At 66.3% G+C, this 23,943-nt stretch carries 21 protein-coding genes; 9 read left to right on the plus strand and 12 right to left on the minus strand.

The window, feature by feature from the left end:
- Positions 1-56: 56 nt before the first annotated feature.
- The 5 genes from C0Z18_RS23410 to xdhA form a co-directional block, all read right to left on the minus strand.
- On the minus strand, positions 57-1,643 hold the full coding sequence (locus tag C0Z18_RS23410) for a TAXI family TRAP transporter solute-binding subunit (protein WP_102647829.1): 1,587 nt from the start codon (positions 1,641-1,643) through the stop codon (positions 57-59).
- A 2-nt stretch (positions 1,644-1,645) separates the two neighbouring features.
- A complete protein-coding gene (locus C0Z18_RS23415) occupies positions 1,646-2,761 on the minus strand; it encodes an NADH:flavin oxidoreductase/NADH oxidase (protein ID WP_102647830.1) in 1,116 nt (371 codons plus the stop codon).
- Positions 2,762-2,961: 200 nt separating this feature from the next.
- Positions 2,962-3,534, minus strand: a complete 573-nt coding sequence (gene xdhC, locus C0Z18_RS23420) for a xanthine dehydrogenase accessory protein XdhC (RefSeq protein ID WP_102647831.1) — start codon at positions 3,532-3,534, stop codon at positions 2,962-2,964.
- Complete coding sequence (gene xdhB, locus C0Z18_RS23425) at positions 3,531-5,906, minus strand: xanthine dehydrogenase molybdopterin binding subunit (protein WP_102647832.1); 2,376 nt, start codon at positions 5,904-5,906, stop codon at positions 3,531-3,533. Before xdhB ends, xdhC begins: the two co-directional genes overlap by 4 nt.
- A 47-nt stretch (positions 5,907-5,953) precedes the next feature.
- Positions 5,954-7,501 carry a xanthine dehydrogenase small subunit gene (xdhA, locus tag C0Z18_RS23430; RefSeq protein WP_102647833.1) on the minus strand — a complete coding sequence of 516 codons (1,548 nt, stop codon included), beginning with the start codon at positions 7,499-7,501 and terminating at the stop codon, positions 5,954-5,956.
- Positions 7,502-7,780: 279 nt separating this feature from the next.
- On the opposite strand from xdhA, the gene C0Z18_RS23435 reads away from it, so the two are divergent.
- From C0Z18_RS23435 to C0Z18_RS23445, 3 genes are all read left to right on the plus strand, one after another.
- Complete coding sequence (locus tag C0Z18_RS23435; protein WP_102647834.1) at positions 7,781-8,989, plus strand: MFS transporter; 1,209 nt, start codon at positions 7,781-7,783, stop codon at positions 8,987-8,989.
- 324 nt (positions 8,990-9,313) lie between these two features.
- Positions 9,314-10,708 (plus strand): selenium-binding family protein, encoded by a 1,395-nt coding sequence (locus C0Z18_RS23440; RefSeq protein WP_102647835.1) that lies wholly within the window; start codon positions 9,314-9,316, stop codon positions 10,706-10,708.
- A gap of 64 nt (positions 10,709-10,772) precedes the next feature.
- A complete protein-coding gene (locus C0Z18_RS23445) occupies positions 10,773-11,414 on the plus strand; it encodes a hypothetical protein (RefSeq protein ID WP_102647836.1) in 642 nt (213 codons plus the stop codon).
- A gap of 49 nt (positions 11,415-11,463) precedes the next feature.
- Here C0Z18_RS23445 and C0Z18_RS23450 read toward each other — a convergent pair whose 3' ends face one another.
- Positions 11,464-12,681, minus strand: a complete 1,218-nt coding sequence (locus C0Z18_RS23450; RefSeq protein ID WP_102647837.1) for a pyridoxal-phosphate-dependent aminotransferase family protein — start codon at positions 12,679-12,681, stop codon at positions 11,464-11,466.
- Positions 12,682-12,866: 185 nt separating this feature from the next.
- On the minus strand, positions 12,867-13,424 hold the full coding sequence (locus tag C0Z18_RS23455) for a plasmid fertility inhibition factor family protein (RefSeq protein ID WP_233217453.1): 558 nt from the start codon (positions 13,422-13,424) through the stop codon (positions 12,867-12,869).
- Between the two features lie 169 nt (positions 13,425-13,593).
- On the opposite strand from C0Z18_RS23455, the gene C0Z18_RS23460 reads away from it, so the two are divergent.
- Positions 13,594-14,406 carry a crotonase/enoyl-CoA hydratase family protein gene (locus tag C0Z18_RS23460; protein ID WP_102647838.1) on the plus strand — a complete coding sequence of 271 codons (813 nt, stop codon included), beginning with the start codon at positions 13,594-13,596 and terminating at the stop codon, positions 14,404-14,406.
- Positions 14,407-14,420: 14 nt separating this feature from the next.
- Here the strand turns inward: C0Z18_RS23460 and fahA are convergent, their stop codons facing one another.
- From fahA to C0Z18_RS23475, 3 genes are read right to left on the minus strand one after another with little or no spacing between them, the layout of a single operon-like run.
- Positions 14,421-15,728, minus strand: coding sequence for a fumarylacetoacetase (gene fahA / locus C0Z18_RS23465; protein ID WP_102647839.1), 1,308 nt, complete (start codon positions 15,726-15,728; stop codon positions 14,421-14,423).
- 2 nt (positions 15,729-15,730) lie between these two features.
- Positions 15,731-17,071, minus strand: coding sequence for a homogentisate 1,2-dioxygenase (gene hmgA, locus C0Z18_RS23470; protein ID WP_102647840.1), 1,341 nt, complete (start codon positions 17,069-17,071; stop codon positions 15,731-15,733).
- 56 nt (positions 17,072-17,127) lie between these two features.
- On the minus strand, positions 17,128-18,483 hold the full coding sequence (locus C0Z18_RS23475; protein WP_102647841.1) for an MFS transporter: 1,356 nt from the start codon (positions 18,481-18,483) through the stop codon (positions 17,128-17,130).
- Between the two features lie 210 nt (positions 18,484-18,693).
- On the opposite strand from C0Z18_RS23475, the gene C0Z18_RS23480 reads away from it, so the two are divergent.
- The gene (locus tag C0Z18_RS23480) at positions 18,694-19,509 is read left to right on the plus strand and encodes an EAL domain-containing protein (protein WP_102647842.1); all 816 of its coding nucleotides are present in this window, start codon (positions 18,694-18,696) and stop codon (positions 19,507-19,509) included.
- On the opposite strand, the gene C0Z18_RS23485 is transcribed toward C0Z18_RS23480, so the two are convergent.
- The gene (locus tag C0Z18_RS23485; RefSeq protein ID WP_102647843.1) at positions 19,506-20,324 is read right to left on the minus strand and encodes an IclR family transcriptional regulator; all 819 of its coding nucleotides are present in this window, start codon (positions 20,322-20,324) and stop codon (positions 19,506-19,508) included. The genes C0Z18_RS23480 and C0Z18_RS23485 overlap by 4 nt on opposite strands.
- 83 nt (positions 20,325-20,407) lie before the next feature.
- On the opposite strand from C0Z18_RS23485, the gene C0Z18_RS23490 reads away from it, so the two are divergent.
- The 4 genes from C0Z18_RS23490 (at position 20,408) to C0Z18_RS23510 (ending at position 23,283) form a co-directional block, all read left to right on the plus strand.
- Positions 20,408-21,598 (plus strand): acyl-CoA dehydrogenase, encoded by a 1,191-nt coding sequence (locus tag C0Z18_RS23490; RefSeq protein ID WP_102647889.1) that lies wholly within the window; start codon positions 20,408-20,410, stop codon positions 21,596-21,598.
- A gap of 308 nt (positions 21,599-21,906) precedes the next feature.
- The gene (locus C0Z18_RS23495; protein ID WP_102647844.1) at positions 21,907-22,209 is read left to right on the plus strand and encodes a DUF883 family protein; all 303 of its coding nucleotides are present in this window, start codon (positions 21,907-21,909) and stop codon (positions 22,207-22,209) included.
- 137 nt (positions 22,210-22,346) lie between these two features.
- Complete coding sequence (locus tag C0Z18_RS23500) at positions 22,347-22,733, plus strand: phage holin family protein (protein WP_102647845.1); 387 nt, start codon at positions 22,347-22,349, stop codon at positions 22,731-22,733.
- Between the two features lie 94 nt (positions 22,734-22,827).
- Positions 22,828-23,283, plus strand: a complete 456-nt coding sequence (locus C0Z18_RS23510; protein ID WP_146014084.1) for a DUF3318 domain-containing protein — start codon at positions 22,828-22,830, stop codon at positions 23,281-23,283.
- 52 nt (positions 23,284-23,335) lie between these two features.
- Here C0Z18_RS23510 and C0Z18_RS23515 read toward each other — a convergent pair whose 3' ends face one another.
- A complete protein-coding gene (locus C0Z18_RS23515; RefSeq protein ID WP_408647105.1) occupies positions 23,336-23,827 on the minus strand; it encodes a type IV pilin protein in 492 nt (163 codons plus the stop codon).
- Positions 23,828-23,943 lie beyond the last annotated feature (116 nt).

The raw sequence follows: 23,943 nt of genomic DNA on the forward strand, positions 1-23,943 counted from the left end.
CTCCGGTTGCTGCTCGTCGGGACGCAGGGCCAGCCGTCTGCCGCATGTGACGCATATTACGCGCCGCCCGCCTCCGTGTCCGTATGCGCGCGCTCGCCCCACGCTTGCGCGAGCCGCGCGCGCACGAATCCGATATGTTCGCGCAGCACGTAGAACTGATCGGCGTACGCGAGCGGCATCTTCAGCCGGTTCACGGCGGCTTCGATCTCGACGAGCTTGGCGAGCGATGCGGTGCGTTCCTCTTCGCTGGCCGTTTCGTCGAGGGCCGAGCGCTCGATCGCGATCAGCGCGCCGTACCATCGGTAAATGCGCGACTTCACACGCCAGGCGTACAAGGAGGGGATCAATCTGACACCGGGGATCAAGACGACGATGATCGGCACGATCAACACGATCAGCCGGTCGACGAGGCTGGCCAGCCAAAACGGCAGCAGACGATACAGGAAGCTCTTGCCCGATTTGTAGTAACGCGCGGCATCGTCGCTGATCGGAAAATCGTGCATGACCGGCGACGGAAATTCGCCGGCGTTTTGCAGGAGGTTCGCGCGTGAGTGCACTTGCTTGGCCGCTTCGATCAGCAGATCGGAGAGCGCCGGATGCAGCGAGTCGCGCGCGACGAGCTCGGCGGTCGGCGCAATCGTGTGCACGGGCGCCGGCGGCAAGTTCTTGCCGAGATCGAAGGCCCCCATCGGCAACTCGATATCGGTCAGATACGGAAAGCGGCGCGCATACGCGCGAGCCTGGGAGAACGAGAAAAGCCGCACGCCCGGGGTGCGCAACAGCCTGGCCATGACGGGCGGCTGCGCCGAATCGCCGGCGAGGAACGCGGCGTCGATCCGATGCTCCGTCAGCGCATGCGCCGCCGCTTCGCCCGTGAGCGGCAGCAGCGTCGTGCCCTCATCCGGCACGATGCCGTTGGCGCGCAGCAGCGCCAGCGCCAACGCGCGCGTGCCGCTGCCCTCGGGGCCGATCGCGAGCCGCTGACCCGAGAACGCCGACAAACGCGAGCGCTCGCGCCCCTCGTAGAAGATGACGAGCGGGACATAAGAGACGCTGCCCAGCGAGACGAGGCGGGCGCCGTTGCGCTGCTGCGCGGGCGGCTCGCCGCCGGTCGTAGTCGATGTACCCGCGGCACTTGCGGCACTTGCGGCACTCGCCTGCGCTGAGGCGCTGGCCGGTACTGGCGCAGCGGGCAATGACGCCGCCGCCGCTTGCGATGCGCTCGCCGCCTGCGCGCCTTGGGACGCGAGCGAGACCCCGCTTTGGACGAAACCGACGTCGACGGCCAAGTTCGGATCGGACAGCCGTTCGAGGTTCTGCAGCGATCCCGCGGACGGCAATACCTGCAGCGCGATCCCGTTGCGCGCGAGGATCGTTTTGTATTGCTGCGCCGCATTCCAAAACGAACTGCCGACCGGCCCGGCCGTGATCGTCAGCGTGCTCGGCGGGGCGGGTTGGATCAGCCGAATGGCAAGCCAGATCGCAGCGGCCGAGATCAGCAGGATCGGCCCGGTCGAGACGGCCAGATCGCGCCAAGAAATCGCAATGACGCGCGCGACGAAGCGCGGCGGCCGCGGCGCGCGCAGCGCCTTCGGCAGACGAGGCAGCCGCGGCTTGCGCGGCGGGTCTTGACCCTGCGGCATCGTTATCGCTTACCGAAGGCCGCGTCGACGAACAGGTCCTTGTACTCACGCGGCTGCGAGCGCCAGTATTGCTTCGGCGCATGCACGCGGGCTCCGAGCTCGGCGGCCGCATGCCAGGGCCAGCGCGGATCGTAGAGCATCGCCCGCGCGAGCGACACGGCATCGGCTTCGCCATTGGCGATGATCGCCTCGGCCTGCCGCGCTTCGGTGATGAGACCGACCGCGATCGTCGGCAGGCCCACTTCGGCCTTCACGCGCTGGGCGTACGGCACTTGGTAGCCGGGCCCGAGCTTGATCGCCTGCTCGGGCGAGACGCCGCCGGTCGTCACGTGAATCGCTGCGCAGCCGCGGGCCTTCAATTCGTTCGACAAAGCCACCGTGCCTTCCACGTCCCAACCGCCCGGTACCCAGTCAGTCGCCGAGATGCGGGCCCAAACCGGGCGTTCGGCGGGGAACGCGGCGCGCACGGCCTCGAATACCTCGATCGGAAAGCGCATCCGGTTTTCTAGGCTGCCGCCGTACTCGTCGTCTCGATGGTTGGCGAGCGGCGAAAGAAACTGATGCAGCAAATAGCCGTGCGCCGCATGGATTTCGATGCCGTCGATGCCCAGTCGCGCCGCGCGTTCGGCCGCGGCCACGAAGTCGTCGCGCACCTTGTCCATGCCCGCGCGATCGAGCATGACCGGCGCCTCTTCGTCGCTGGCATGCGGCACGGGCGATGGGGCCACCGTCTTCCAGCCGAGCGGTTCGCCGGAGCGGATTTGCGCGCCGCCCTCCCAGGGCGAGCGGCTCGATCCCTTACGGCCCGCGTGCCCGAGTTGCACGGCCACCGCGATCGGCGAGTACGTCCGCACGGCCTTGAGCACACGCGCGAGCGCCGTTTCGTTATCGTCCGAATAAAGGCCGAGATCGCTCGCGGAGATGCGGCCCTCGGGCGAGACGGCCGTCGCCTCGAGGATCAGCATGCCGGCGCCCGACAGCGCAAGATGGCCGAGATGGATCATGTGCCAGTCGGTGGCGCTCCCCCCTTCGGCGGAGTATTGGCACATCGGGGCGATCACGATGCGGTTGGACAGCGCAAGCTTGCCGATGGTCATCGGCTCGAACAAACGGCTCATGGCGGGTTCCTCGATCGATTGGGCGCGCGACAGGCGCGCTCTGGCCGGGCGCGGAAGCGCGCGGCACCTCGGTCGGGAGGGGGCCAACGCAATTCCGCTGCACAGCGCATCGCCGAGCAGCATAAGGGATGCCGAAGGAAAATGCTGCGAGCAAGCTCGCCCGCGCCTGCAAAAAAGCGCGAAAGCGGGACCGCGAGCGGCTATGGGTGCGCCGATACGCGTGGCGGCGCGGACCTTGCGTCCTGACCGGTCGCCGCAAGCGCCCGCTGGCGTCGCGCGCGCACTTGCATCAACTGGGCGCAGACGGCCACCGCGATCGAGGACGGGGCTTTGTCGACGATGCCCGGCACGCCGATCGGGCACACCATCTCGTGCAGGCGCTCGGGCTCGACCCCGCGGTCGATCAAACGCCGCTCGAACTTCACGCGCTTGGTCTTCGAGCCGATCATGCCGAAGTAACCGAAGTCGCGGCGACGCATGATGCGCTCGGCCAAGGCGAAGTCGAGCGCATGATTGTGCGTCATCACGAGCAGGCAGGCGCCGGCAGGCGCCGCATCGATGACGGCTTCGGGCGTATCGGTGGCCTCGATCTGCACGTTCGCCGGCACCTCGTCGGGGAAACATTCGTCGCGCGCATCGACCCATTGCACGACGCAAGGCAGCGTGCCGAGCAGCGTCACGAGCGCGTGGCCGACGTGTCCGGCGCCGAACAGCACGACGTGCAGCGGCGGCGCACTCGCGCTCGGCGCCGGCGCGAACGAGCACGGTTTCATACGGCACTCCCCGCGCGTGCCGCTCGCACGGCGGCCACCGCCTTCAGGATCTCCTCGGCCGTGGCCGGGGCGTTCAACGGCGGATTCACTTCGTAATCGCCCACGCTCGCGACGGCGTCGCGAATCGCGAAGAACACGGAAAACGGCAACAGAAGCGGCGGCTCGCCGACCGCTTTCGAGCGGTGAATGCTGTCCTCCGCGTTGCGGTTGTCGAACAAACGCACGCGCAAATCGGGCGGGCAGTCGTTCACGGTCGGAATCTTGTAGGTCGAGGGAGCGTGCGTCATCAGCTTGCCGCCCGCGTTCCACCAGAGCTCCTCGGTCGTGAGCCAGCCCATGCCCTGGATGAAGCCCCCTTCGACCTGCCCGATGTCGAGCGCCGGATTGAGCGAAGCGCCGACGTCGTGCAGCGCGTCGGCGCGCACGACGCGCATCTCGCCCGTGAGCGTATCGATGACGACTTCGGACACGGCCGCGCCGTACGAGTAGTAGTAAAACGGCCGCCCTTGCAGCTTTTGCTGGTCCCAATGAATCTTGGGCGTGGCGTAAAAGCCGTCCGACCACAACTGCACGCGCGCCAGGTAGGCTTTGGCGATGACCTCCTCGAACCGCAAGGCGAGCTCGCCGACGTAAATCGTATCGTTCGCGAAGACGACGTCGCTCGGCCCCACGCTCCCCTCGCCGAAGCGATCGGCCGCGAACGCCGCCAGCCGCTCGCGCAGTTGGCGCGCGGCGTCTTGCGCGGCCTTGCCGTTCAGGTCCGAGCCCGTCGAAGCGGCGGTGGCGGACGTATTGGCCACCTTGCTCGTATCGGTGGCCGTCACGCGCACGCGCGCGAAGCCCACGCCGAGTTCGTGCGCCACCACTTGCGCGACCTTCGTGTTCAGGCCCTGGCCCATCTCGGTGCCGCCGTGATTCACGAGCACCGAGCCGTCGGTATAGATATGCACGAGCGCGCCGGCCTGATTGAAGTGCGCGACGTTGAACGCGATCCCGAATTTCACGGGCGTGATCGCGATGCCCTTCTTGAGCACGGGGCTCGCCGCATTGAACGCGCGCGCTTGCTCGCGGCGGCGATGGTAGTCGCTCGTCGCGACGAGTTCGTCGACGAGCTCGTGGATGACGTTGTCCTCGATCGTTTGCCCGTAGGGCGTCACGTTGCGTTCGGTCTTGCCGTAGAAATTGCGCCGGCGCACTTCGAGCGGATCGAGCTTGAGCGAACGGGCGACGCTATCCATGATGTATTCGATCGCGAAGGCCCCTTGCGGACCGCCGAAGCCGCGGAACGCGGTGTTCGACTGCGTGTTCGTCTTGCCGCAAAAACCCGCGATGTCGACGTCGGGAAGCCAATAGGCGTTATCGAAGTGGCAAACGGCACGCGTCATGACGGGGCCGGACAAATCGGCCGAGAAACCGCAGCGCGAGGTCATATCGACGCTGACACCGTCGATCAAGCCATCGTCGTCGTAGCCCACGTCGTAGCGGTAATGGAAGTCGTGGCGCTTGCCCGTGATCATCATGTCGTCGTCGCGGTCCGGGCGCAGCTTCACGGGACACAGGAGCTTCCAAGCCGCGAGCGCCGCACAGCACGCGAACAGCGCGGATTGAGATTCCTTGCCGCCGAAGCCGCCGCCCATCCGGCGGCACTCGATCAGCACGTTGTGCGAGGCGACGCCGAGCACGTGCGCCACGTGGTGCTGCATCTCGGTGGGGTGCTGCGTGGAGCACCATACGTGCATGCCGTCGTCGTCCTTGGGCACGGCGTAGGCGATCTGCCCTTCCAAATAGAACTGCTCCTGGCCGCCGAGCAAGAGTTCGCCGCTGGCGCGATGCGCCGCGCGCGACATCTTCGCCGCCGCTTCGCCGCGCGCGAGCTTCATCGGCGGCATGACCGATTGATTGGCGGCGCGCGCGGCTTGCGCGGTCAGCACCGCGGGTAACTCCTCGAACTCGATTTGCGCACGCCGCGCGGCGAGGCGCGCGGTGTCGTGCGAAGTAGCCACGACGATGAACATCGGCTGCCCGGCGTATTGAACGATGCCGTCGGCCAACACCGGATCGTCGTGAACGATCGGCCCGCACTCGTTTTCGCCGGGAATGTCGTCGGCCGTGAAGATCGCGACGACGCCGGGCGTCGCACGGACGGCATCGAAGTTCATCGAAACGATCTTCGCGTGCGCCTTCGGCGACATGCCGAGCGCGGCATGCAGCGTGCCGGCGACTAGCGGAATGTCGTCGGTGTAGGTGGCGCGGCCGCTCACGTGCAGGTGCGCGGATTCGTGCGGACGCGACACGTGCACTTGGCGAAATGCCGTGCGTTCGTGCTCGTCACGGGCGAGCTCGGTCAAAAACGGTTCGGCTTGCTGGTTCATGGCTGTCTCTGTTCTGTCGTCTTTCTTGCAGGCTTCTTTTGGGGCGCTCAGGCGGGCGTCTCGAGATCGGCCAGCCGTACGTTCAGTGCTTGCGGCGGCAGCGGATCGTTCGGGCGGGTCTCCAGCCAGAAGCGATAGAGCAGGTTTTGCGCGGTTTGCAGGCGGTACTCGCTCGTCGCCCGCATATCGCTGAGCGGTGCGTAGTCGCGAGCGAGCGCCTGCATCGCCGCCTGTGCCGTCGCTTCGTGCCAGCTCGCATCGGCTAGCACGCCTTCCGCCCCCGTCGCGCGCTTCGGCGTGGCGGCCATGCCGCCGAACGCGATGCGCGGCGAGCGGATCGTGTCGCCGTCCGCGATGAACGAGAATGCGGCGCACACGGCCGAGATATCGGAGTCGAATCGCTTGGACAGTTTGTAGGTCCGAAAACGCAGCGCCTCACGTTCGCCCGTGCGCGTCGGGACCTTCAACGCCGCGACGAACTCGTGCTCCGCCATGTCCTTCTTTTGATAAGCGAGGTACAGGTCTTCGAGCGCCAATTCACGCTCGATCTCGCCGCCGCGCAGCACGACACGCGCGCCGAGCGCGATCAACCCCGGCATCGAGTCGCCGATCGGCGAGCCGTTCGCGACGTTGCCGCCGAGCGTGCCCGCATTGCGGATCGGCAGCGAAGCAAAGCGCTTCCACATCTCGGTCAGTTCGGGGTAATGGCCGGCGAGCTCGGCGTAGGCCCGCTCCACCGTGACGCCTGCGCCGATCTCGATCCAATCGGCCGAGGTCTCGATCCGTTGAAGTTCGGCCACACGGCCGACATAGACGATATCGCCAAGGGCGCGCATCTGTTTCGTGACCCACAGGCCGACGTCCGTACTGCCCGCGAGCAGGCGCGCGGCCGGACGTTCGAGTTTGAGCGCCGCGAGGGCATCGAGCGTCCGAGGCGCGTCGAACGCATCGCCGCCGTACTCGTAATGAAAGGTTTCCTCGCGCTGCAACGCAGCCAGGGTTCGGGCCAGCGCGGGGACGTCGATCGGCGCCTTCGGGCTCGGCAGCTCGAACATCCGCTCACCGGCCTCGATGATCGGCCGATAGCCCGTGCAGCGGCACAGATTACCGGTCAGCGCGTCGGCGATTTCCGCGCGCGACGGCGCGCAGGCACCGGCGCAGCCCGCCTCCCCGCCCGCGGCGCACGAGGGCGGCTGGCCCTCGCCGCCATGCTTGCGGTACAGCGCCCACATCGACATGACGAAGCCCGGCGTGCAAAAACCGCATTGCGAGCCGTGGCAATCGACCATCGCTTGCTGCACCGGGTGCAGTGAGCCGTCGGGCTGACGCAGATCCTCGACCGTAAACAAAGCCTTGCCGTCGAGCGTCGGGAGGAATTGGATGCAGGCGTTGACGGCCGAGAACCGCAGGCTGCCCGCCCCGTCGGGTTCGGCGACGACGACGGTGCACGCGCCGCAGTCACCCTCGGCGCAGCCCTCTTTCGTACCGGTGCATTGCACGTCTTCGCGCAGATATTGCAAAACGGTGCGCGTGACGGGCGCGTCGCTGACTTCGCGGATGGCGTTGCGGTGATAAAAACGGATCGATTGGCTCATGGTCGTGGGATGCGAAAAACCGGAAGACACGTGTGTTTGTCGTTTGATCGAAAACTAACACCGCCAATATGCGCAACCCATAGGTGGCCTCGCATGCCGCTCATACTCTTGCACCGATATGACAGCCACCGTCAGCCGCCGCCCCCCGGCGGCCCGGAAGCTCGCACTCGGCAAAGGAACCGGTTCCATGTCACAATAACGCATCGATTCACACTAGCGGCCTGGCTTCAACTCTGGTTTTCCCTTACCATCGCCACCGCACCGTCTATCTGTCCGCCCATGTCCGCCGCCTCTCCCGTCTTGTCCGATCGCGCCGCCACCGCTCAGATCGTTCCCATCGTCTTTTTCACGTTCATCTGCTACCTGATCATCGGGTTGCCTCTGCCCGTGCTGCCCGGCTTCGTCCAGACCCAGCTCGGCCTGGGCTCGATCCTCGCGGGCGCGGCGGTTAGCGTCCAATATGCCGCGACCCTGTTTTCGCGGGCACAGGCGGGACGTTTCTCGGACACCCTCGGCCCCAAGCGCACGGTGGCGATCGGCCTGGCGGCCTGCTGCGGCAGCGGCGTCTTGCTTGCGCTCGCGATCGCCTGTCAGCGCTGGCCCGGCGTGAGCCTCGCCGTGCTCGTGGCGAGCCGCTTCGCGCTCGGGTTCGGTGAAAGCTGCGTGGGAACGGGAGCTATCCTCTGGGGAATCGGCCGCGTCGGGGCCGTGCACAACGCGCGCGTGATTTCGTGGAACGGCATCGCCACTTACGGTGCGCTCGCGATCGGCGCGCCGGTGGGCGCCGCGCTCGATCATGCGATCGGCCCCTGGGCCCTCGGCGCGGCAACGATCGCGCTCGCCGCCATCGGCTACGTGCTTGCGCGCAAGCTGCAGGGCGTACCGCTCGTGCACGGCGAGCGCATGGGTTACGCGAGCGTCTTCGTACGCGTGTTGCCGCACGGCGTCGGGCTCGCGCTCGGCACCGCCGGCTTCGGCTCCATCGCGACCTTCATCGCGCTGTATTACGCGGCGCGCGGCTGGTCGCACGCCGCGCTCGCGCTGACGCTGTTCGGTTCGTTCTTCGTCGGCGCGCGGTTGCTGTTCGCCAACGCTATCCGCACCTATGGCGGCTTTCGCGTCGCCCTCGTCTCGTTCGCCTTCGAATGCGCGGGCCTCCTCACCCTCTGGCTCGCCCCGGCGCCGCACGCGGCGCTCCTGGGCGCGGCCGTGACGGGGTTCGGCTTCGCGCTCGTGTTTCCGTCGCTCGGCGTCGAAGCCGTCGAACTGGTTCCGCCGGCTAGCCGCGGCGCCGCGCTCGCCGCCTACTCGGTCTTCTTCGATCTATCGCTGGGGATCATGGGCCCGCTCGCCGGCTATGTGGCCGGCGCGTTCGGCTACCCTTCCGTGTTCCTCGTCGCGGCGATCGCCGCGGCCGCCGCGGCCGCGCTCTCGCTGAGCCTCTATCTGCGTCACGCGCGCGGGCGCCGCCTCGCCGCAGCGGCCTGAGCGCAGCGTAGCGGCGCAGCGACGATCCGGGCGGCTCGCCGCCGCACCGGGGCGGTCGCGACCGCCGGGCAATCGGATATCGGCGCGTCTCGCCGCCGAGATCGGCGTTCCTCTTTGCCGCTTTCCGAATACAGAAAGCCTCACCTAGTCATTTGCTACCGATTCATGCCTTTCATTAAATAACAACCACCATAATTGATAGGCAAATCGACCCGGAATTATTTTCCGGCCTTTCTTTTATTCTTATTCCTTTTCCTTTCTTGCTTTTTCCTTCGATCGACTCCTACGATATGCGCCTCATCCCACAAAGTGAGGACAAGGGCTATGTCGTCCTGGAAACCCGATCCGACGTTCTACCCTTCTGCACGGCTTGCCGCGCAAGCCCCGAGAGAAACGCTCGCCTACGTCGCGAGCTTCGATCCCACGCGCCGCGTGCCGGATGAGCTGGCGGTCGTCGATCTCGATCCCGGCTCTCCCGATTACGGCAAAATCGTGGAGCGCGTCGCCATGCCCAATATCGGCGATGAATTGCATCATTTCGGCTGGAATGCATGCAGCTCTCATCTTTGCCCCAATGCGCCGCATGCGCATTCCGAACGCCGCTATCTAATCGTGCCGGGCCTGCGCAGTTCGCGCATTCACGTGCTCGACACCAAGCCCGACCCGCGCCGCCCGAAGATCGTGCGCGTGCTCGAGCCCGACGAGGTTGCCGGGAAATCGGGCTATACGCGGCCGCATACCGTTCACTGCGGTCCGCAGGGCATCTTCGTCGTGTCGCTGGCGAACGCCGAAGGCGATGCGCCCGGCGGCATTTTCTTGATGGACCACGATACGTTCGACATCCGCGGCCAATGGGAGATCGACCGCGGACCGCAGCAAATCGCCTACGACGCCTGGTGGCATCTGGGCTACGACACGCTCGTGTCGAGCGAGTGGGGTCTGCCGGCCACGTTCGAAAACGGCCTCGTGCCCGAGTTGCTGCTCGGCGGCAAATACGGACACCGGCTGCATTTCTGGGACTTGAACACGCGCAAGCACAAGCAAACGATCGACTTCGGCGAGGAAAACCAACTCGTGTTCGAGTTGCGGCCCGCGCACGATCCGACCAAGGCGCACGGGTTCGTCAATTCCGTGATCAGCTTGAAAGACCTGTCGGCATCGATCTGGACCTGGTACCGCGAGGGCGATCGCTGGGCGGCGCGCAAGGTCATCGAAATTCCGGCCGAACCGGCCGATCCCGCCTTGCTGCCGCCGATGCTCAAGCGCTTCAGCGCAGTGCCGCCGCTCGTGACGGACATCGCGCTCTCGCTCGACGACCGCTTCTTGTACGTCGCCTGTTGGGGCACGGGGGAGATGCGACGCTACGACGTCTCCGATCCGCATCATCCCGAACTCGTCGGCTCGGTCAGGATCGGCGGCATCGCCGGGCGCACGCCGCATCCGCGCAGCGGCAACGAGCCGTTGAACGGCGGCCCGCAGATGGTCGAGGTGAGCCGTGACGGCCGCCGCGTCTATTTCACCAATTCGCTGTACGGCGCCATCGACGAGCAGTTCTATCCCGACGGCATCGACGGCTGGATGGTCAAGCTCGACGCCCCGGACGGCAGCGGTCTTGCGTTCGATCGCGAGTTTTATCTGGAGTGGCCCAAGAGCCATCGGCCGCATCAGATCCGCCTCGAAGGCGGCGACGCGTCCTCCGACTCGTATTGCTATCCGTGACCGAAACGATCCCGCACATGTACGCACGGCCCGGCGGCGCGGCGTTGACCGAGCCGCCGCAACCATGAGTTGGAGCTTGCATGCGAGCACGGTCGCGCCGTGGCTCGCCGTCGTCGGCAGCGGCGTTTTTCACGGCGTCAATCCGGCAATGGGCTGGCTCTTCGCCACGGCGCTCGGTTTGCAGCGGCAAAGCCGCGCCGCGCTCGTGGCGGCCTTGCCGCCGCTCGCGCTGGGCCATGCGGCGTCGATCTTCGTCGTGACCTCGTCGGCCCTCGCCCTCGGGCTCGCCGTGCACGCCGGTTCGTTGAAAATCGTCGCCGGCCTCGTACTGCTGGGCTGGGCCGTCTATCACCTGCTGTATGGCCACCGGCATCGCGTGCGCGTCGGCATGACGGCGGGCGCCGCGGGGCTCGCATTTTGGTCGGCGGCCACCGCCACCGTTCACGGCGCGGGCCTCATGCTCGTGCCCGCGTTGATGCCCTTGTGCGGCGCGGCCGCGGGGGCGAGCCTCGCCGGCACGCTCGGCCCGGCCGCGCTCGTCACGCTCGTGCACACGCTCGTCGCATCGGTCACCAGCGCGGCGATCGCGTTCGCGGCTTATGAATATCTCGGCCTCGGCATGTTGCGGCGAGGCTGGATCAATTTCGACTGGATTTGGTCTGGCGCCCTCGCGCTGACGGGCACGGCGCTGATCGCGCTCGCGTGAAGCGCTGCGGGGCCGCGCCCGTCCGGCTCGACGGCCCCGCCTGCGCGGCTCAGCGGCCGCGCGCGCTTTCGGAAAGCGAATGTTCGAGCGCCGCGACGCCGGCAGGCAAATCCACGCGCGCGCCCAACTCGAGCATCGTGCGACCCAGCGCATGCAGCGTACGGAACAAGTTATGTTCGCGGCACTGCTCGCCCATTTGCCCGATCCGCACGATCGGCAACCCGAACGAGCCCGATATCTCCACTTGATGATGGCGGGAAATATGGCCGCAGACGTCGGCCGGACTGAGCTGCGCGGGCGTCGAAATACCGACGACCGAGTTCAGACGGCACGGTTCGGGCGCGAACAGAGCCAGCCCCATCGCCGAGACGCCCGCTTGCAACGCCAACGAGCATTTCAGATGGCGCGCGAAGCGCTTTTCCAACGTCTCGGCGCAGACGAGCCGCAGTGCCTCGTGCAACGCCAGCACGCCCGAGACGGGCGCCGTGTAGTGATATCCCGCGTTGTGCCAGAAATTCTCGGCGAGCGACGCGTCGAGGCACCAATGCGCGCCCGGCTGCGGGCGCGTCTTCATGCGGTACCACGCCGCGTCCGAGAATGCGATCAGCGAGACGCCCGGGATCGACGACAGCCCTTTCTGCCCGCCCGTGATCACCGCATCGATCCCCCAAGCGTCCATTTCGAGCGGCATCGTGCTCAGCGTGCAAACGGCATCCACGACGACGAGGGCGCCCGCCGCCTTCGCCAGCGCCGCGATTTGCTTCAACTCGTAATTCCAGACCGTGTTCGACGTCTCGCCTTGCACGATCGTCACGATCTCGGGCTGCTCGCGCGCGAGCGCCTCGGCCACATCGGCGAGACTGGCCACGGCACCGTCGGCCACCTCGAGCGTGGCGACGTGCGCACCGCAGCGCTTGGCCATCTCGCCCATCCGCGCACTGAAAAAGCCGTTCTTGATCGAGAGCACGCGCGTGCCCGGCCACGCGAGATTGGAGATCGCCATCTCCATCGCGGCCGAGCCGGGACCGGCGACGCCCAAGACCCATTTCGAGCGAGTCTGAAACACGTAGCGCGCCATCTCCTTCACTTGCCCGATCACCTTCGACATCGTCGCCCCGAGGTGATTGATGACGATGGCGTTGGCTTTGGCGACGGCCGCCGGGATCGGCACCGGGCCGGCGCCCATCATCAATAGCGGTTCTTCGGGGAGGATCGCGTCGAGCGATACGACGTCGGGGCAAGGGATGGATGACTCGTTGCTGGACATAGCTTGGGCGTCTAGGCGGTTGGCGGGGGAAGGATCATCTCGGGTAAAGCCGCCCCCGCCGCGCTTTGGCGCGCGGCGCGTGACCGAATTGGTGCAATGCGGCGAGGGGAGTCTCGATCATTGCCCCATTTGCGACCGTTCGCAAGTATTTTCTACCGAAGCGGGCATCGGGGCCCGTTCGCGCGTCAAGCAATGGACGGCGGCGATTCGGGCGGGCGCGCCGACAGACCGTCCACCACGGGCGCGGGAGGAGCGACATAGCCGCATAGACTTTGCAGCAGGGCCGCCTCGCGCTCATGCACCTCGACGGGAAACGCCACCGCACCGGCATGGGCCAGATACCGGGCCCGGTGCTGGCCGTTGCGGAACCCGACGACGCCTTCGCGTTTGAGCCGCAGCCAGCCGAGGATGCCGCGCGCGCGGCGCGCCTCGATCGTCACGTAAGGCATCGCCGGAATGCGCTCGTTGTCGGGATCGAGAAAGTCGCGAATGCCTTTGACCTTGCCGCTGTGCCAATCGCCGACGGGCGGCAGCACGTAGTCGGTATCGTCGCGCCCCGCGCATTCGAGCAGCTTCAGGGCGTCGACGATCACGACACGGTGGCGGCTCTGGTCGTCTTCGAAGACGCGTTTCAAGCGGACGTGTTCGTAGTAGGGATGGTTGGCAAGCGGTACGAGCCAGACGGGATCGGAGCCGGCCGAAGGTGCGAGAGCAACCGCATGGATCAATGCGGACGTGGACATGACGAACGTATGATTGTTGGCATTGCCGGCGCGGTGGCGCCGGTCCGTCGGCGTTCGTTTCGCCGAGGAAACGCGCGAGCATATCCCCGGATGATGACAGTGCCGTGACAAATATGACACTACGATCTGAACATAGCCCGTCGCGGGGTCTCACTAGGAGAGACGAGTCATGCGAGAAACCTTTGGTGCGCACGTTCGGATCGAGGCGTCTTCTCAAGGCGTTGCAACAATCGTGCTCGATCGGCCGGAGCGCAAAAACGCCGTCGACGGTCCGACCGCCTTGGCGCTAAGCCACGCATTCGCGCGTTTCGAGGCCGAGCCCGACTGGCGCGCGGGCGTATTGTTCGGCGCCGGCGGCACCTTCTGCGCGGGCGCGGATTTGACGGCCATGAGCGACGAAAGCCGGCGCAACGCCGTGCGGCCCGACGGCGCCGGGCCGGGCCCGATGGGGCCGACCCGCATGATGCTGGCCAAGCCCGTCGTGGCCGCGATCGCCGGTCATGCCGTCGCGGGCGGGCTGGAACTGGCGGCGATGTGCGATCTGCGCGTGATCGAGCAGGACGCCGTGCTCGGCGTGTTTTGCCGGCGCTTCGGCGTGCCGCTGATCGATGGCGGCACGATTCGCTTGCCGCGCTTGATCGGGCTATCGCGCGCGCTGGATTTGATTTTGACGGGGCGGCCGGTGCATGCCGAGGAAGCCCTGGCGATCGGGCTCGCCAATCGCGTGGTGCGAACTGGCGAAGCGCGGGCGGCCGCCGAAGCGTTGGCCGCGCAGCTTGCGGCGTTGCCGCAAGCTGCCCTACTCGCCGACCGTCGCTCCGCGATCGACAACAGCGCGCTGGACGATCTGGCCGACGCGCTGCGCCGCGAAGGCGTGGGCGGCTATCGCGCCCTCATCGACGAAGGGCTCGCCGGCGCGGCGCGTTTCGCCGCGGGTGCCGGACGCCATGGCGAGCCGGATGGCGGAGACGACCCGGCGTAGCGTGTGACCTGCGCTCAGCCGCGAGCGGGCAAGATCTTGCCGGCACACGTGCCGAAGCCCACGCGATAGCCGTCGCCCTGGCACCAACCCGCAAGCGTGAGTTCGTCGCCGTCGACGATGAAGGTCCGGGTCTCGCCGCCTTCGAGCGCAAGCGGCCGCGTACCGTTCCAGGTGAGTTCGAGCAGCGAGCCGAACGAATCGGGCGCCGGCCCGCTGATCGTGCCCGAGCCCATCAAATCGCCCACGCGCGTGTTGCAGCCCGATACCGTGTGATGCGCGAGCTGCTGCGCCATCGACCAGTACATGTACTTGAAGTTCGTGCGCGCGATCGTCGTCGCCTCGCTCGCGCCTTCGGGACGCAGCCGCACTTCGAGCGCGACGTCGAATGCATGCTCGCCCGCCTGCCGCAGGTAAGGCAACGGCTCGGGCGTCTGCTCCGGCTGCGCGACGCGAAACGGCTCGAGTGCGTCGAGCGTCACGATCCACGGCGAGATCGTCGTGGCGAACGTCTTCGCGTTGAACGGGCCGAGCGGCACGTATTCCCATTGCTGGATATCGCGCGCGCTCCAGTCGTTGAGCAGCACCATGCCGAAGATATGGTCCTCGGCCTCGCCGCAGGCAATCGGTTCGCCGAGTGCGTTGCCCTGGCCCACGATGAAGCCGGTCTCCAGTTCGATGTCGAGCTTGCGGCAAGCGCCGAAGATGGGGCGGTCCGCGTCGGGGAGCTTCAATTGCCCCATCGGCCGGCGCACGCTCGTACCGCTCACCACCACCGAGGACGCCCGTCCGTTATAGCCGATCGGCATTTCCGACCAATTCGGCAACAACGCGTTCTTCGGGTCGCGGAACATCGAACCGACGTTCGTCGCATGCTCCTTCGACGAATAAAAGTCGGTATAGCCGGGGATATCGACCGGTAGATGCATCGTCGCGCTTTGCATCGGCACGAAGACGCGCTCGCGCAACGCCGCGTCGTCGCGCAGCGCCGGGCATGCCGCCTCGAGCAGCGCGCTCAACTGGATCCGCACGCTGCGCCACGCGTCGCGCCCGAGCGCGATGAACGCATTGAGCGAACCACGGGAGAATACGTCGTCCTCGGCATCGAGCTCGAGCCGGCCCGCCGCGCGCAACGCGGCCAGATCGACGATCCAATCGCCGATCGCCACGCCCGCGCGCGGCGCCGGATTGCGCACATCGCTAAAGATGCCGAACGGCAAGTTTTGAATCGAGAAATCGCAGGCCGCGTCGTTCGCCGAGGCGAGCCAGCTACGCTTGGCGGGATCGCGCGTTTGCACGAGCGCCGTCGAGAGATCTTCGGTCATGCTTATGCCTGCTCCGGATTGAAATGCTTGGTCAAGCCCTGCCAGCACTCGAAGTAGTTCGCTTGCAACTGCGCGCCGGCGAGCGCGAAGCGCGTGGGCTTGAGCAGCGCGCGCGTCTCGAACATGAATGCGAGCGTATCGCCCACCTTTTGCGGCTTGCTCGTATCGATCGCCGAGGCTTTCTCGAACGTGCCGGCGTCGGGGCCGTGTCCGGACATGCAGTTGTGCAGACTCGCGCCGCCCGGCACGAAGCCCTCGGCCTTGGCGTCGTACACCCCGTGCACGAGCCCCATGAACTCGCTCGCGACGTTGCGGTGGAACCAGGGCGGGCGGAACGTGTCTTCGCCGGCGAGCCAGCGCGGCGGGAAGATCACGAAGTCGATCGCATCGACGCCCGGCGTATCGCTTTGCGATTGCAGCACGAGAAAGATCGACGGATCGGGATGGTCGAAACTGATCGAGCCGATCGTGTTGAAGCGGCGCAGATCGTACTTGTACGGCGCATAGTTGCCGTGCCACGCGACCACATCGAGCGGCGAATGGCCGATATCGGCGCGCCAAAGATTTCCGTTCAGCTTCGTGACGAGTTCGAACGCACCTTCTCGATCCTCGTACGCGGCATGCGGCGTGAGAAAGTCGCGCGGATTGGCGAGCCCATTCGAGCCGATCGGGCCGAGATCGGGCAGACGCAAAAGCGCGCCGTAGTTTTCGCAGACATAGCCGCGCGCCTCGCCATCGACGAGCGTCACCGAAAAGCGCACACCGCGCGGCACGACAGCGATTTCGTAAGGTTCGACGTCGAGCACGCCCATTTCGGTGGCGATTCGCAACCGCCCTTCCTGCGGCACGATCAGGAGCTCGCCGTCGGAGTTGTAGAAGAAGCGATCGGCCATCGAGCGGTTCGCGACATACAAATGAATCGCGCAGCCCGACATCGCCTCGGCCGCACCGGTGCCGGCCATCGTAACGAGACCTTCGACGAAGTCGGTCGGCTCGGACGGCATCGGCAGCGGGTCCCAGCGCAGTTGATTGGGCGGCGTGGCCGGCGTCTCGGCGAAGTTGGCGACGAGCCGCGAGTGGCCGGCCCCACTGCGCGAGACGAACGGCTCGAACGGCCGATGCACCGCGGCCGGCCGGATGCGATAGAGCCAAGTGCGGCGGTTATGCGCGCGCGGCGCCGTGAAGGCCGTGCCGGAGAGTTGTTCAGCGTAAAGCCCATAAGGCGCGCGCTGCGGCGAGTTACGGCCGACCGGCAATGCACCGGGCAACGCCTCGGTGGCGAATTCGTTCGCGAAACCCGACTGATAGCCGGGCTCCACGTCGCGGCGAGAGACATCTTGCATGACAGGGTTCTCCGTTAAACGATGAATCGATGCGTGCTCCGCTCGGGCATCAGGCATCAGATGGCGGCCGGCGCGTCTGCGCGCCGAGCGCGCCTCGCCCCGGCGAGCACGATGACGAACAGCGCCGAGCACAGCACCGGCACGGCGGCCGCACGGAACAGCGCGGCGTCCGACCATTGCAGCGCGATCAACTGGCCGCCCACGAGCGGTCCCAGCACCGAGCCCACCCGGCCGATGCCCAGGCTCCAGCCGATGCCGGTCGAACGCAGCGCCGTGGGGTAGTACTGGCCCGCGAGCGCGTTGACGGCGGGCTGGCCGCCGACGACGCAAAAACCGCCGGCGAACACGGCGACGAGCAGCCACGGCAGCACGTGCGCCACGCTGCCGATCATGCCGACCGATAGCGCGGCGCCGGCAAACGAGACGAACAGCACGCGCACGAAACCGTAACGCTCGATGAACCAGCCCAGCATCAGCGTGCCGATCACGCCGCCCGTTTGCAGGGTCGTGCCGACGAGCACGGCCGTGCCGGGGGCGTAGCCCGCGGCGCGCATGACCGTCGGCAGCCAATTCGAGAGGAAATACAGATCGATCAGATTCATGAAGCTGATCGCCCACAGGAGCAGCGTGACCGGGGTGCGGCCGGCTCGGAACAGTTCGGCCACGGGCGCACCGCCATCGTTGCGCTCACGCACGACGAGGCGCGTCGCCGAGCCGATTCGGAGCGTGGGATCGAATGTCGCAAGCCATGCCTTGGCGCGCTCCATGCGCCCCTTGAGCACGAGAAACTGCAGCGATTCGGGCAGCGCGAACAGCATCGCGACGCCGAGCGCGAGCGGCACGGCGCCGCCCACGTAAAACACCGACCGCCAGCCGTAGCCGGGAATCAGCGCGGCACTGACGAACCCGCCGAGGGCGGCGCCGACGGTGAAACCGCACGAAATCAGCATCATCCGCTTCACGCGATGCGCCTGCGGCGAGAACTCGCCGACGAGCGCCATCGCGTTCGGCATGATGCAGCCGAGCCCCAGACCGGTGGCGAAGCGCAGCGCCATCAACTGGGGAATCGTGCTGACGTACGGCGTGGCCAGCATGAGCACGGCAAACGCCAGCGTCGAGCCGATCAGCACCGGCCGGCGGCCGATACGGTCGGCCAGCACCGACAAACCGAGCGCGCCGAGCAGCATGCCGACGAGGCTCGCGCTGAAGACGGGGCCGAGCGCCGCCTTGGACACGTGCCATTCCGCGATCACGCTCGGTGCCACGTAGCCCATCGCTTGCGCGTCGAAGCCGTCGATCACCAGCGCGAGCGCGGTCAGCGCCAGCAGCATGAAATGAAAGGCGGGATGGTGCTTGCCGTCGAGCACGCGCTCGACTTCGATGGTGTCGGCTTGCGCCGGCTCGCTGCTCATCGTTCAGGTCTCCTTATTTTGAGATATGCGGTCACCTCGCCGCGCGTCGATCGGTCGCGCGATGGAATTTACGAATAGTAAAACGGATTACGCATCGTTAAATCAACGTAAACCCCGATGGAACGATGTGCGCTACTGTCGATATAAGGAATGAGCTGATGCCAATGACGCGCGGCCTGGTACTATCGTCCGCGTGCCTTCTTTCCCCCGATGATCCCGCCAACCATTTCCTCGCTCGTTGCGCGAGCCGCCGACCACCCCTCCTTGCGCGAGCACTTGTCGCTCGATGAGCGCGAGCAGGTGGCGTTTGCCAGTTTCGGTGACGTGCGGCTGCAAAGCGCCTATCAGCCGATCTTCGACGTCAGCATGAGCGGCATGCAGACGCTATGGAGTTCGCCCGAACAAGCGGATCGCTTCGGCGACGAACTGGGCTTCCAGGCGTTGACCGAACGCGTGGACGGTGAAGGGTTCGATCCGTTCGACACTGTCACCGACGACCGCGAACTCGTCGCGCTCGACCGTCTCGCGCGCACGCTGCACGCCGTGAATTTTTTCGGCGCGCAGCGGCACGGGCTGTTGTTTTTGCGCGTCCATGAGCGCCTGCTCAAGAGCGTCAAGTACGACCACGGGCAGCATTTTTCGTCGGTACTGGTCGGCTTCGGGCTCAATCCGGCGCGCGTGATCATCGAGTTGCCGAGCGCGGCCGTGGCCCACCGCACGTTCCTCGGGTACTTGGCCAACAGCTACCAGCGCTACGGTTTCAAGGTGGCGGGCAATCTGCCCAATGCGGGGCACATCTTGTCGGTATCGGATATGGCCCGGCTCGACTTCATCAAAATCGACGGCGGCGCCGTATTGCGCGACGCCATGGCCAAGCCGCTCATCGCGTACGCCAACCGGCTCGGCATTCCGCTGATCTTCGATCGTGTCGCCACGGAAGCGCAGTTCGATGCGCTGGCGCAGTTCGGCGCCCGTTTCGTGCAGGGGCCGCTGTTCGAGCCTAGGAAGGCGTACGCCCTTCGCTAGCGCGCCTGGTCCAGGCGCCGCGCCAAGGCGCGCAAACGCGGGCCGATCCGTTCGCGAAATACCGCTTCCCCCATCGACGAGGCCGGGCCGCTGCAGCTCAGCACGAGCCAGCGGCCGTCGCGCGGGTCGCGAAACGGGACGGCCACGGCGTTCACGTCGTCGTGCCAGTCGCGAAACGAAAAGCAGCATCCCTCGCGGGCGAACGCCGCGATCTCGGCCCGGGCCGCGCGCGCTTGCGCGGCGTGCTCGCCCACGCCTGCTTGCAACTCCGCCAGCAGCGCCTCGCGCTCGCCCTCGCCGATGACGGCCAGATAGGCCCGGCCCATCGAACTCGTCAGCATCGAGAGCCGCGAGCCCGGCGCGAGCCCTAGCGTCAGTGCCGTTTCGCTGCGAATCGTCTCCAGATAGATCATGTCCAGACCGTCGCGGCAGCCGAGCGAGACCGCCGCCCCCACCTCACGCGCCAGCGCACGCATATGCGGACGCGCCAATTCGAGCGTATCGGTGCCCGAGAGCAGCCCGAACCCGAGCGACAGCACGCCCGCATCGAGCGCGTACTTGCCGAGTGTCTCGTCCAAACGCAAATAGCCCAACACCGTCAGCGTATAGGCGAGCCGGTTGACGGTCGCCTTGGGCAGCCCCGTGCGGGCGACGAAATCGCGATTGCCGAGCAGCGTATCGCCCGGCCTGAACGCGCGCAGCAGTTCGAGCCCGCGAGCCAACGCGACGACGAACTTGCGTTCGTCCACTTCCGCCGTGAGCGGCTGGGCCTCGACGGCGGAATCGGGCGATGGTTCAAAGGTGGATGCGCGCATCGGTGGGTGATAAACTCGGCCATGGTTTGCAAAACAGTGTTCTGCATAGCGGAACTTTAGTCAAGCATTGAAAGGAGATGACGATGGCCGACGCCGCCCGGTTTCAATGGGACGACCCGCTGCTGCTCGATCAGCAGTTGAACGAAGACGAACGGATGGTGCGCGATGCCGCGCGCGCGTACGCGCAGGACAAACTGCTGCCGCGCGTCACCGAGGCGTTCCGTCACGAGCGGACCGACATCGAGATTTTTCGGGAGATGGGCGAATTGGGTCTGCTCGGCCCGACGATCCCCGATGCGTACGGCGGCCCGGGGTTGAACTACGTCAGCTACGGCCTGATCGCGCGCGAGGTCGAGCGTGTGGATTCGGGCTACCGCTCGATGATGTCGGTCCAGTCCTCGCTCGTCATGGTGCCGATCTTCGAGTTCGGCTCCGAGGTACAAAAAGCGAAGTACCTGCCGAAGCTCGCCACCGGCGAATGGATCGGCTGCTTCGGCTTGACCGAGCCGAATCACGGCTCCGATCCGGGCAGCATGGTGACGCGGGCACGCAAGGTCGACGGGGGCTACGCGCTGTCCGGCGCGAAGATGTGGATCACGAATTCGCCGATCGCCGACGTGTTCGTGGTCTGGGCGAAGCTCGATGAGAACGGCGCCGATACGATCCGAGGCTTCATCCTCGAAAAAGGCTGGAAGGGGCTCACGGCGCCGGCTATTCACGGCAAGGTCGGCTTGCGTGCCTCGATCACGGGCGAGATCGTGCTCGACGAGGTTTTCGTGCCGCAGGAGAACATGTTGCCGAACGTGAGCGGCCTGCGCGGCCCGTTCACCTGCCTGAACTCGGCACGCTACGGCATCGCCTGGGGCGCGCTCGGCGCGGCGGAGTCGTGCTGGCACACGGCCCGTCAATACGTGCTCGACCGCAAGCAGTTCGGCCGCCCGCTCGCCGCCAACCAATTGATCCAGAAGAAGCTGGCCGATATGCAGACCGAGATCACGCTCGGCTTGCAAGGCGTGCTGCGCCTCGGCCGCATGAAGGACGAAGGGACCGCGGCAACCGAAATCACCTCGATCATGAAACGCAACTCGTGCGGCAAGGCGCTCGACATTGCGCGGCTCGCGCGCGACATGCTCGGCGGCAACGGCATTTCGGACGAGTTCGGCGTGGCGCGCCATCTCGTCAATCTCGAAGTCGTGAACACCTATGAAGGCACGCATGACATCCACGCCCTGATCCTTGGCCGGGCGCAAACGGGGATTCAGGCGTTCTTCTGAGGCAGGTCAGACAAATCTCGCCTTAGCCGCGTCGAAACCCGGCCGCGCACTTCCCGAGTGCGCGGCCGGTGTCGTTTTGGGCCCCATGGTCGCCAATGCGCTCGACTGCCGTTCGCTTTGTAATTTCGCCTCGCCCGCGACGACAGTGTCGATCCCTTGACCTACGTCGTGTCGCGGTACATCGAGGCTTGCATACTACGAGTGCGCCGCCGGGAACGATTCGTGCGAACCGCGAACTACACCGCAGCGCACCGCCGATCGACCTATCTTTGGTACGATGCACGCGTGCACGATACAAGGGGGCTCTAATGTCAGAAGTCAACAAGGAGAGATTGATGTCCGATATCAGAACCGTCCTCGCCGACGCCGAGGACCTTTTGAAGCAAGCCGCAAGCGCCACCGGCGAACGCGCTTCCGAATTGCGCGAGACCGCGCTCGGCCGCCTGAAGCAAGCGAAGGAAAAAGCGGCGGACGTCCAAGTGGTCGTGGTCGAGAAAGGCAAGAAGGCCGCGCGCGCCACCGACGACTATGTGCACGAACGTCCGTGGACGGCCATCGGTATCGCGGCCGGCGTGGGTGTGCTCGTCGGGCTGCTCATCAACCGCAAGTAAAACGCGCCGCGCGCGAAGGGCGGCCCGCGTCCTTCTTTTTTCGCGGGCTTTTGCCGAGCATGGCCGGCGCCGAGCCAAGATGTTGCGCTCGGCGCCGGCCATGCCGGCCGTCGCATTGCATGCTTTTTCGACAATCCATGCCAAACGATACCCATTCGCAGCATGCCGATCATGGGCCGTTGCGCCGCATGATCGGATCGATCGTCGCCCTGTTTCACGCGCGCCTCGAGCTGATCGGCATCGAGTTGGCCGAGGAGCGCGAGCGCATCATCGCCGTGATCTTCCTCGGGCTCGTCGCCGTCATGTTCGCGATGATGGCGCTCATCAGCTTGACCGCCCTCGTCGCCGTCGCCTTCTGGGATACATACCGCTGGCAAGTGCTGGCCGGCATTACCGGCGTCTACGCGATCGGGGCGGTGATCTGCGCGCTGCGCGCGCGCAGCGGATTGCACGCCGCGCCGATCGTATTCGAGGCGACCTTGCACGAATTCGAGAAGGACCGCGACATGTTCCGCGAACCGTGATGGATGCCGCGCCCGCGCGTCGAACTCACCTCGCCGGGCGCCGTGCGCCTCATTGCGATCCCCGGCCCTTTTGGATGTCCGAACCTGCGCCCCTATGAACTCAACCCCCTCGTCAAGCTCGGCACACCGCAAGCGCTCTCCCGTGCGGGACCCGAGCACCCCGCAGATGCGCGCGGTCCGTAAGGAGTTGCTGTTGCTGCGCGCCGAGGTCGAGCGCGCGGAATTCATGCAAGCACGCGCCGAGCTGCATCGGAAATTCGCCAACCTCGGTTGGATCAAGCTGCTCGTGCCGGGATTGGGTGCCGTGCGCGGCAAAGCGGCGGGACGCGGCGTCAACGCGACGATCAGCGATTGGGTCCTGCATCATCCGCTCGTCACCTCGCTTGCGTCGCTGATGTTGCGCAAGCCGCTGCGCGCGACGGTCACGGGCGCCAAACCGCTACTCAAGTGGGGGGCCTTGGGCGCCGCCGCCTACGCGGGACTGCGCGCGTGGAGCCATTTCTCGAATAAACGCAACGAAGACGACGGAGCCGACGAGACGAGCGGCTGAACGCGGGCGCCGCCTGGCGCCTCCAGCCCCTCCAGACAGCCGCCGTACTACGCTACGCCGCCCGTCCCGACCAACATCGCTCGATGCCGGCGCCGCCCAGTGCCGGATTTCGATTCGAGCGCACGCCGAGCGTGTCGAGCACGAACGTCCCGCATGGGTCGCCGCCCATCGGGCCTTGTGCGTCGGGAATCGCTTTCAGCTCATATTCCCCGCCCGCGTCCCCGCTCAACGACAATTCCAGTCGATAGACGATCGTGCCGCGCGCCGACACGCTCTCGAGACCGGGCGGCAAGCGAGGCGGTGCCGATATCGACGCCGGATTGGCGGCGATGTGTTGCGCGGCGCGATGTAACGCGATCACCGCATCGATCCGGTGGCCTCGCGCGGAGTAAGCGCGATACGACGGAATGGCATACGACGCCAACACCGCCGCCATGGCGAGCGCAACGACGAGTTCGAGCATCGAAAAACCGTTCGTCTCGGCACGCTGCCGCCATGCGCGCGGCGCGCATGAGGAAAAGCCGCGGGCTCCGTCTCTGCGCAGGGGCCCGCCGCGCGGGCGTGGACCGCGTGAGGTGGTCGTTCTATTCAATTTCCTTCCTGATTGGCCGGTCCGGAGCGTGGGCTTTGGCCGGTGGAGGGTGGATGGCTTTCCGTCGT

This window comes from Trinickia dabaoshanensis, assembly GCF_002879885.1.
Taxonomy (GTDB): domain Bacteria; phylum Pseudomonadota; class Gammaproteobacteria; order Burkholderiales; family Burkholderiaceae; genus Trinickia; species Trinickia dabaoshanensis.

Coding starts and splice junctions, on each gene's coding strand:
- C0Z18_RS23435 (WP_102647834.1), top strand. CDS start 7,781: ATGTCCGCCGCCTCTCCCGTCTTGTCCGATCGCGCCGCCACCGCTCAG.
- C0Z18_RS23455 (WP_233217453.1), bottom strand. CDS start 13,424: ATGTCCACGTCCGCATTGATCCATGCGGTTGCTCTCGCACCTTCGGCC.
- C0Z18_RS23410 (WP_102647829.1), bottom strand. CDS start 1,643: ATGCCGCAGGGTCAAGACCCGCCGCGCAAGCCGCGGCTGCCTCGTCTG.
- hmgA (WP_102647840.1), bottom strand. CDS start 17,071: ATGCAAGATGTCTCTCGCCGCGACGTGGAGCCCGGCTATCAGTCGGGT.
- C0Z18_RS23500 (WP_102647845.1), top strand. CDS start 22,347: ATGCCAAACGATACCCATTCGCAGCATGCCGATCATGGGCCGTTGCGC.
- C0Z18_RS23415 (WP_102647830.1), bottom strand. CDS start 2,761: ATGAGCCGTTTGTTCGAGCCGATGACCATCGGCAAGCTTGCGCTGTCC.
- C0Z18_RS23495 (WP_102647844.1), top strand. CDS start 21,907: ATGTCAGAAGTCAACAAGGAGAGATTGATGTCCGATATCAGAACCGTC.
- C0Z18_RS23445 (WP_102647836.1), top strand. CDS start 10,773: ATGAGTTGGAGCTTGCATGCGAGCACGGTCGCGCCGTGGCTCGCCGTC.
- xdhA (WP_102647833.1), bottom strand. CDS start 7,501: ATGAGCCAATCGATCCGTTTTTATCACCGCAACGCCATCCGCGAAGTC.
- C0Z18_RS23450 (WP_102647837.1), bottom strand. CDS start 12,681: ATGTCCAGCAACGAGTCATCCATCCCTTGCCCCGACGTCGTATCGCTC.
- xdhB (WP_102647832.1), bottom strand. CDS start 5,906: ATGAACCAGCAAGCCGAACCGTTTTTGACCGAGCTCGCCCGTGACGAG.
- fahA (WP_102647839.1), bottom strand. CDS start 15,728: ATGACCGAAGATCTCTCGACGGCGCTCGTGCAAACGCGCGATCCCGCC.
- C0Z18_RS23490 (WP_102647889.1), top strand. CDS start 20,408: ATGGCCGACGCCGCCCGGTTTCAATGGGACGACCCGCTGCTGCTCGAT.
- C0Z18_RS23475 (WP_102647841.1), bottom strand. CDS start 18,483: ATGAGCAGCGAGCCGGCGCAAGCCGACACCATCGAAGTCGAGCGCGTG.
- C0Z18_RS23510 (WP_146014084.1), top strand. CDS start 22,828: ATGAACTCAACCCCCTCGTCAAGCTCGGCACACCGCAAGCGCTCTCCC.
- C0Z18_RS23460 (WP_102647838.1), top strand. CDS start 13,594: ATGCGAGAAACCTTTGGTGCGCACGTTCGGATCGAGGCGTCTTCTCAA.
- C0Z18_RS23480 (WP_102647842.1), top strand. CDS start 18,694: ATGATCCCGCCAACCATTTCCTCGCTCGTTGCGCGAGCCGCCGACCAC.
- C0Z18_RS23485 (WP_102647843.1), bottom strand. CDS start 20,324: ATGCGCGCATCCACCTTTGAACCATCGCCCGATTCCGCCGTCGAGGCC.
- xdhC (WP_102647831.1), bottom strand. CDS start 3,534: ATGAAACCGTGCTCGTTCGCGCCGGCGCCGAGCGCGAGTGCGCCGCCG.
- C0Z18_RS23440 (WP_102647835.1), top strand. CDS start 9,314: ATGTCGTCCTGGAAACCCGATCCGACGTTCTACCCTTCTGCACGGCTT.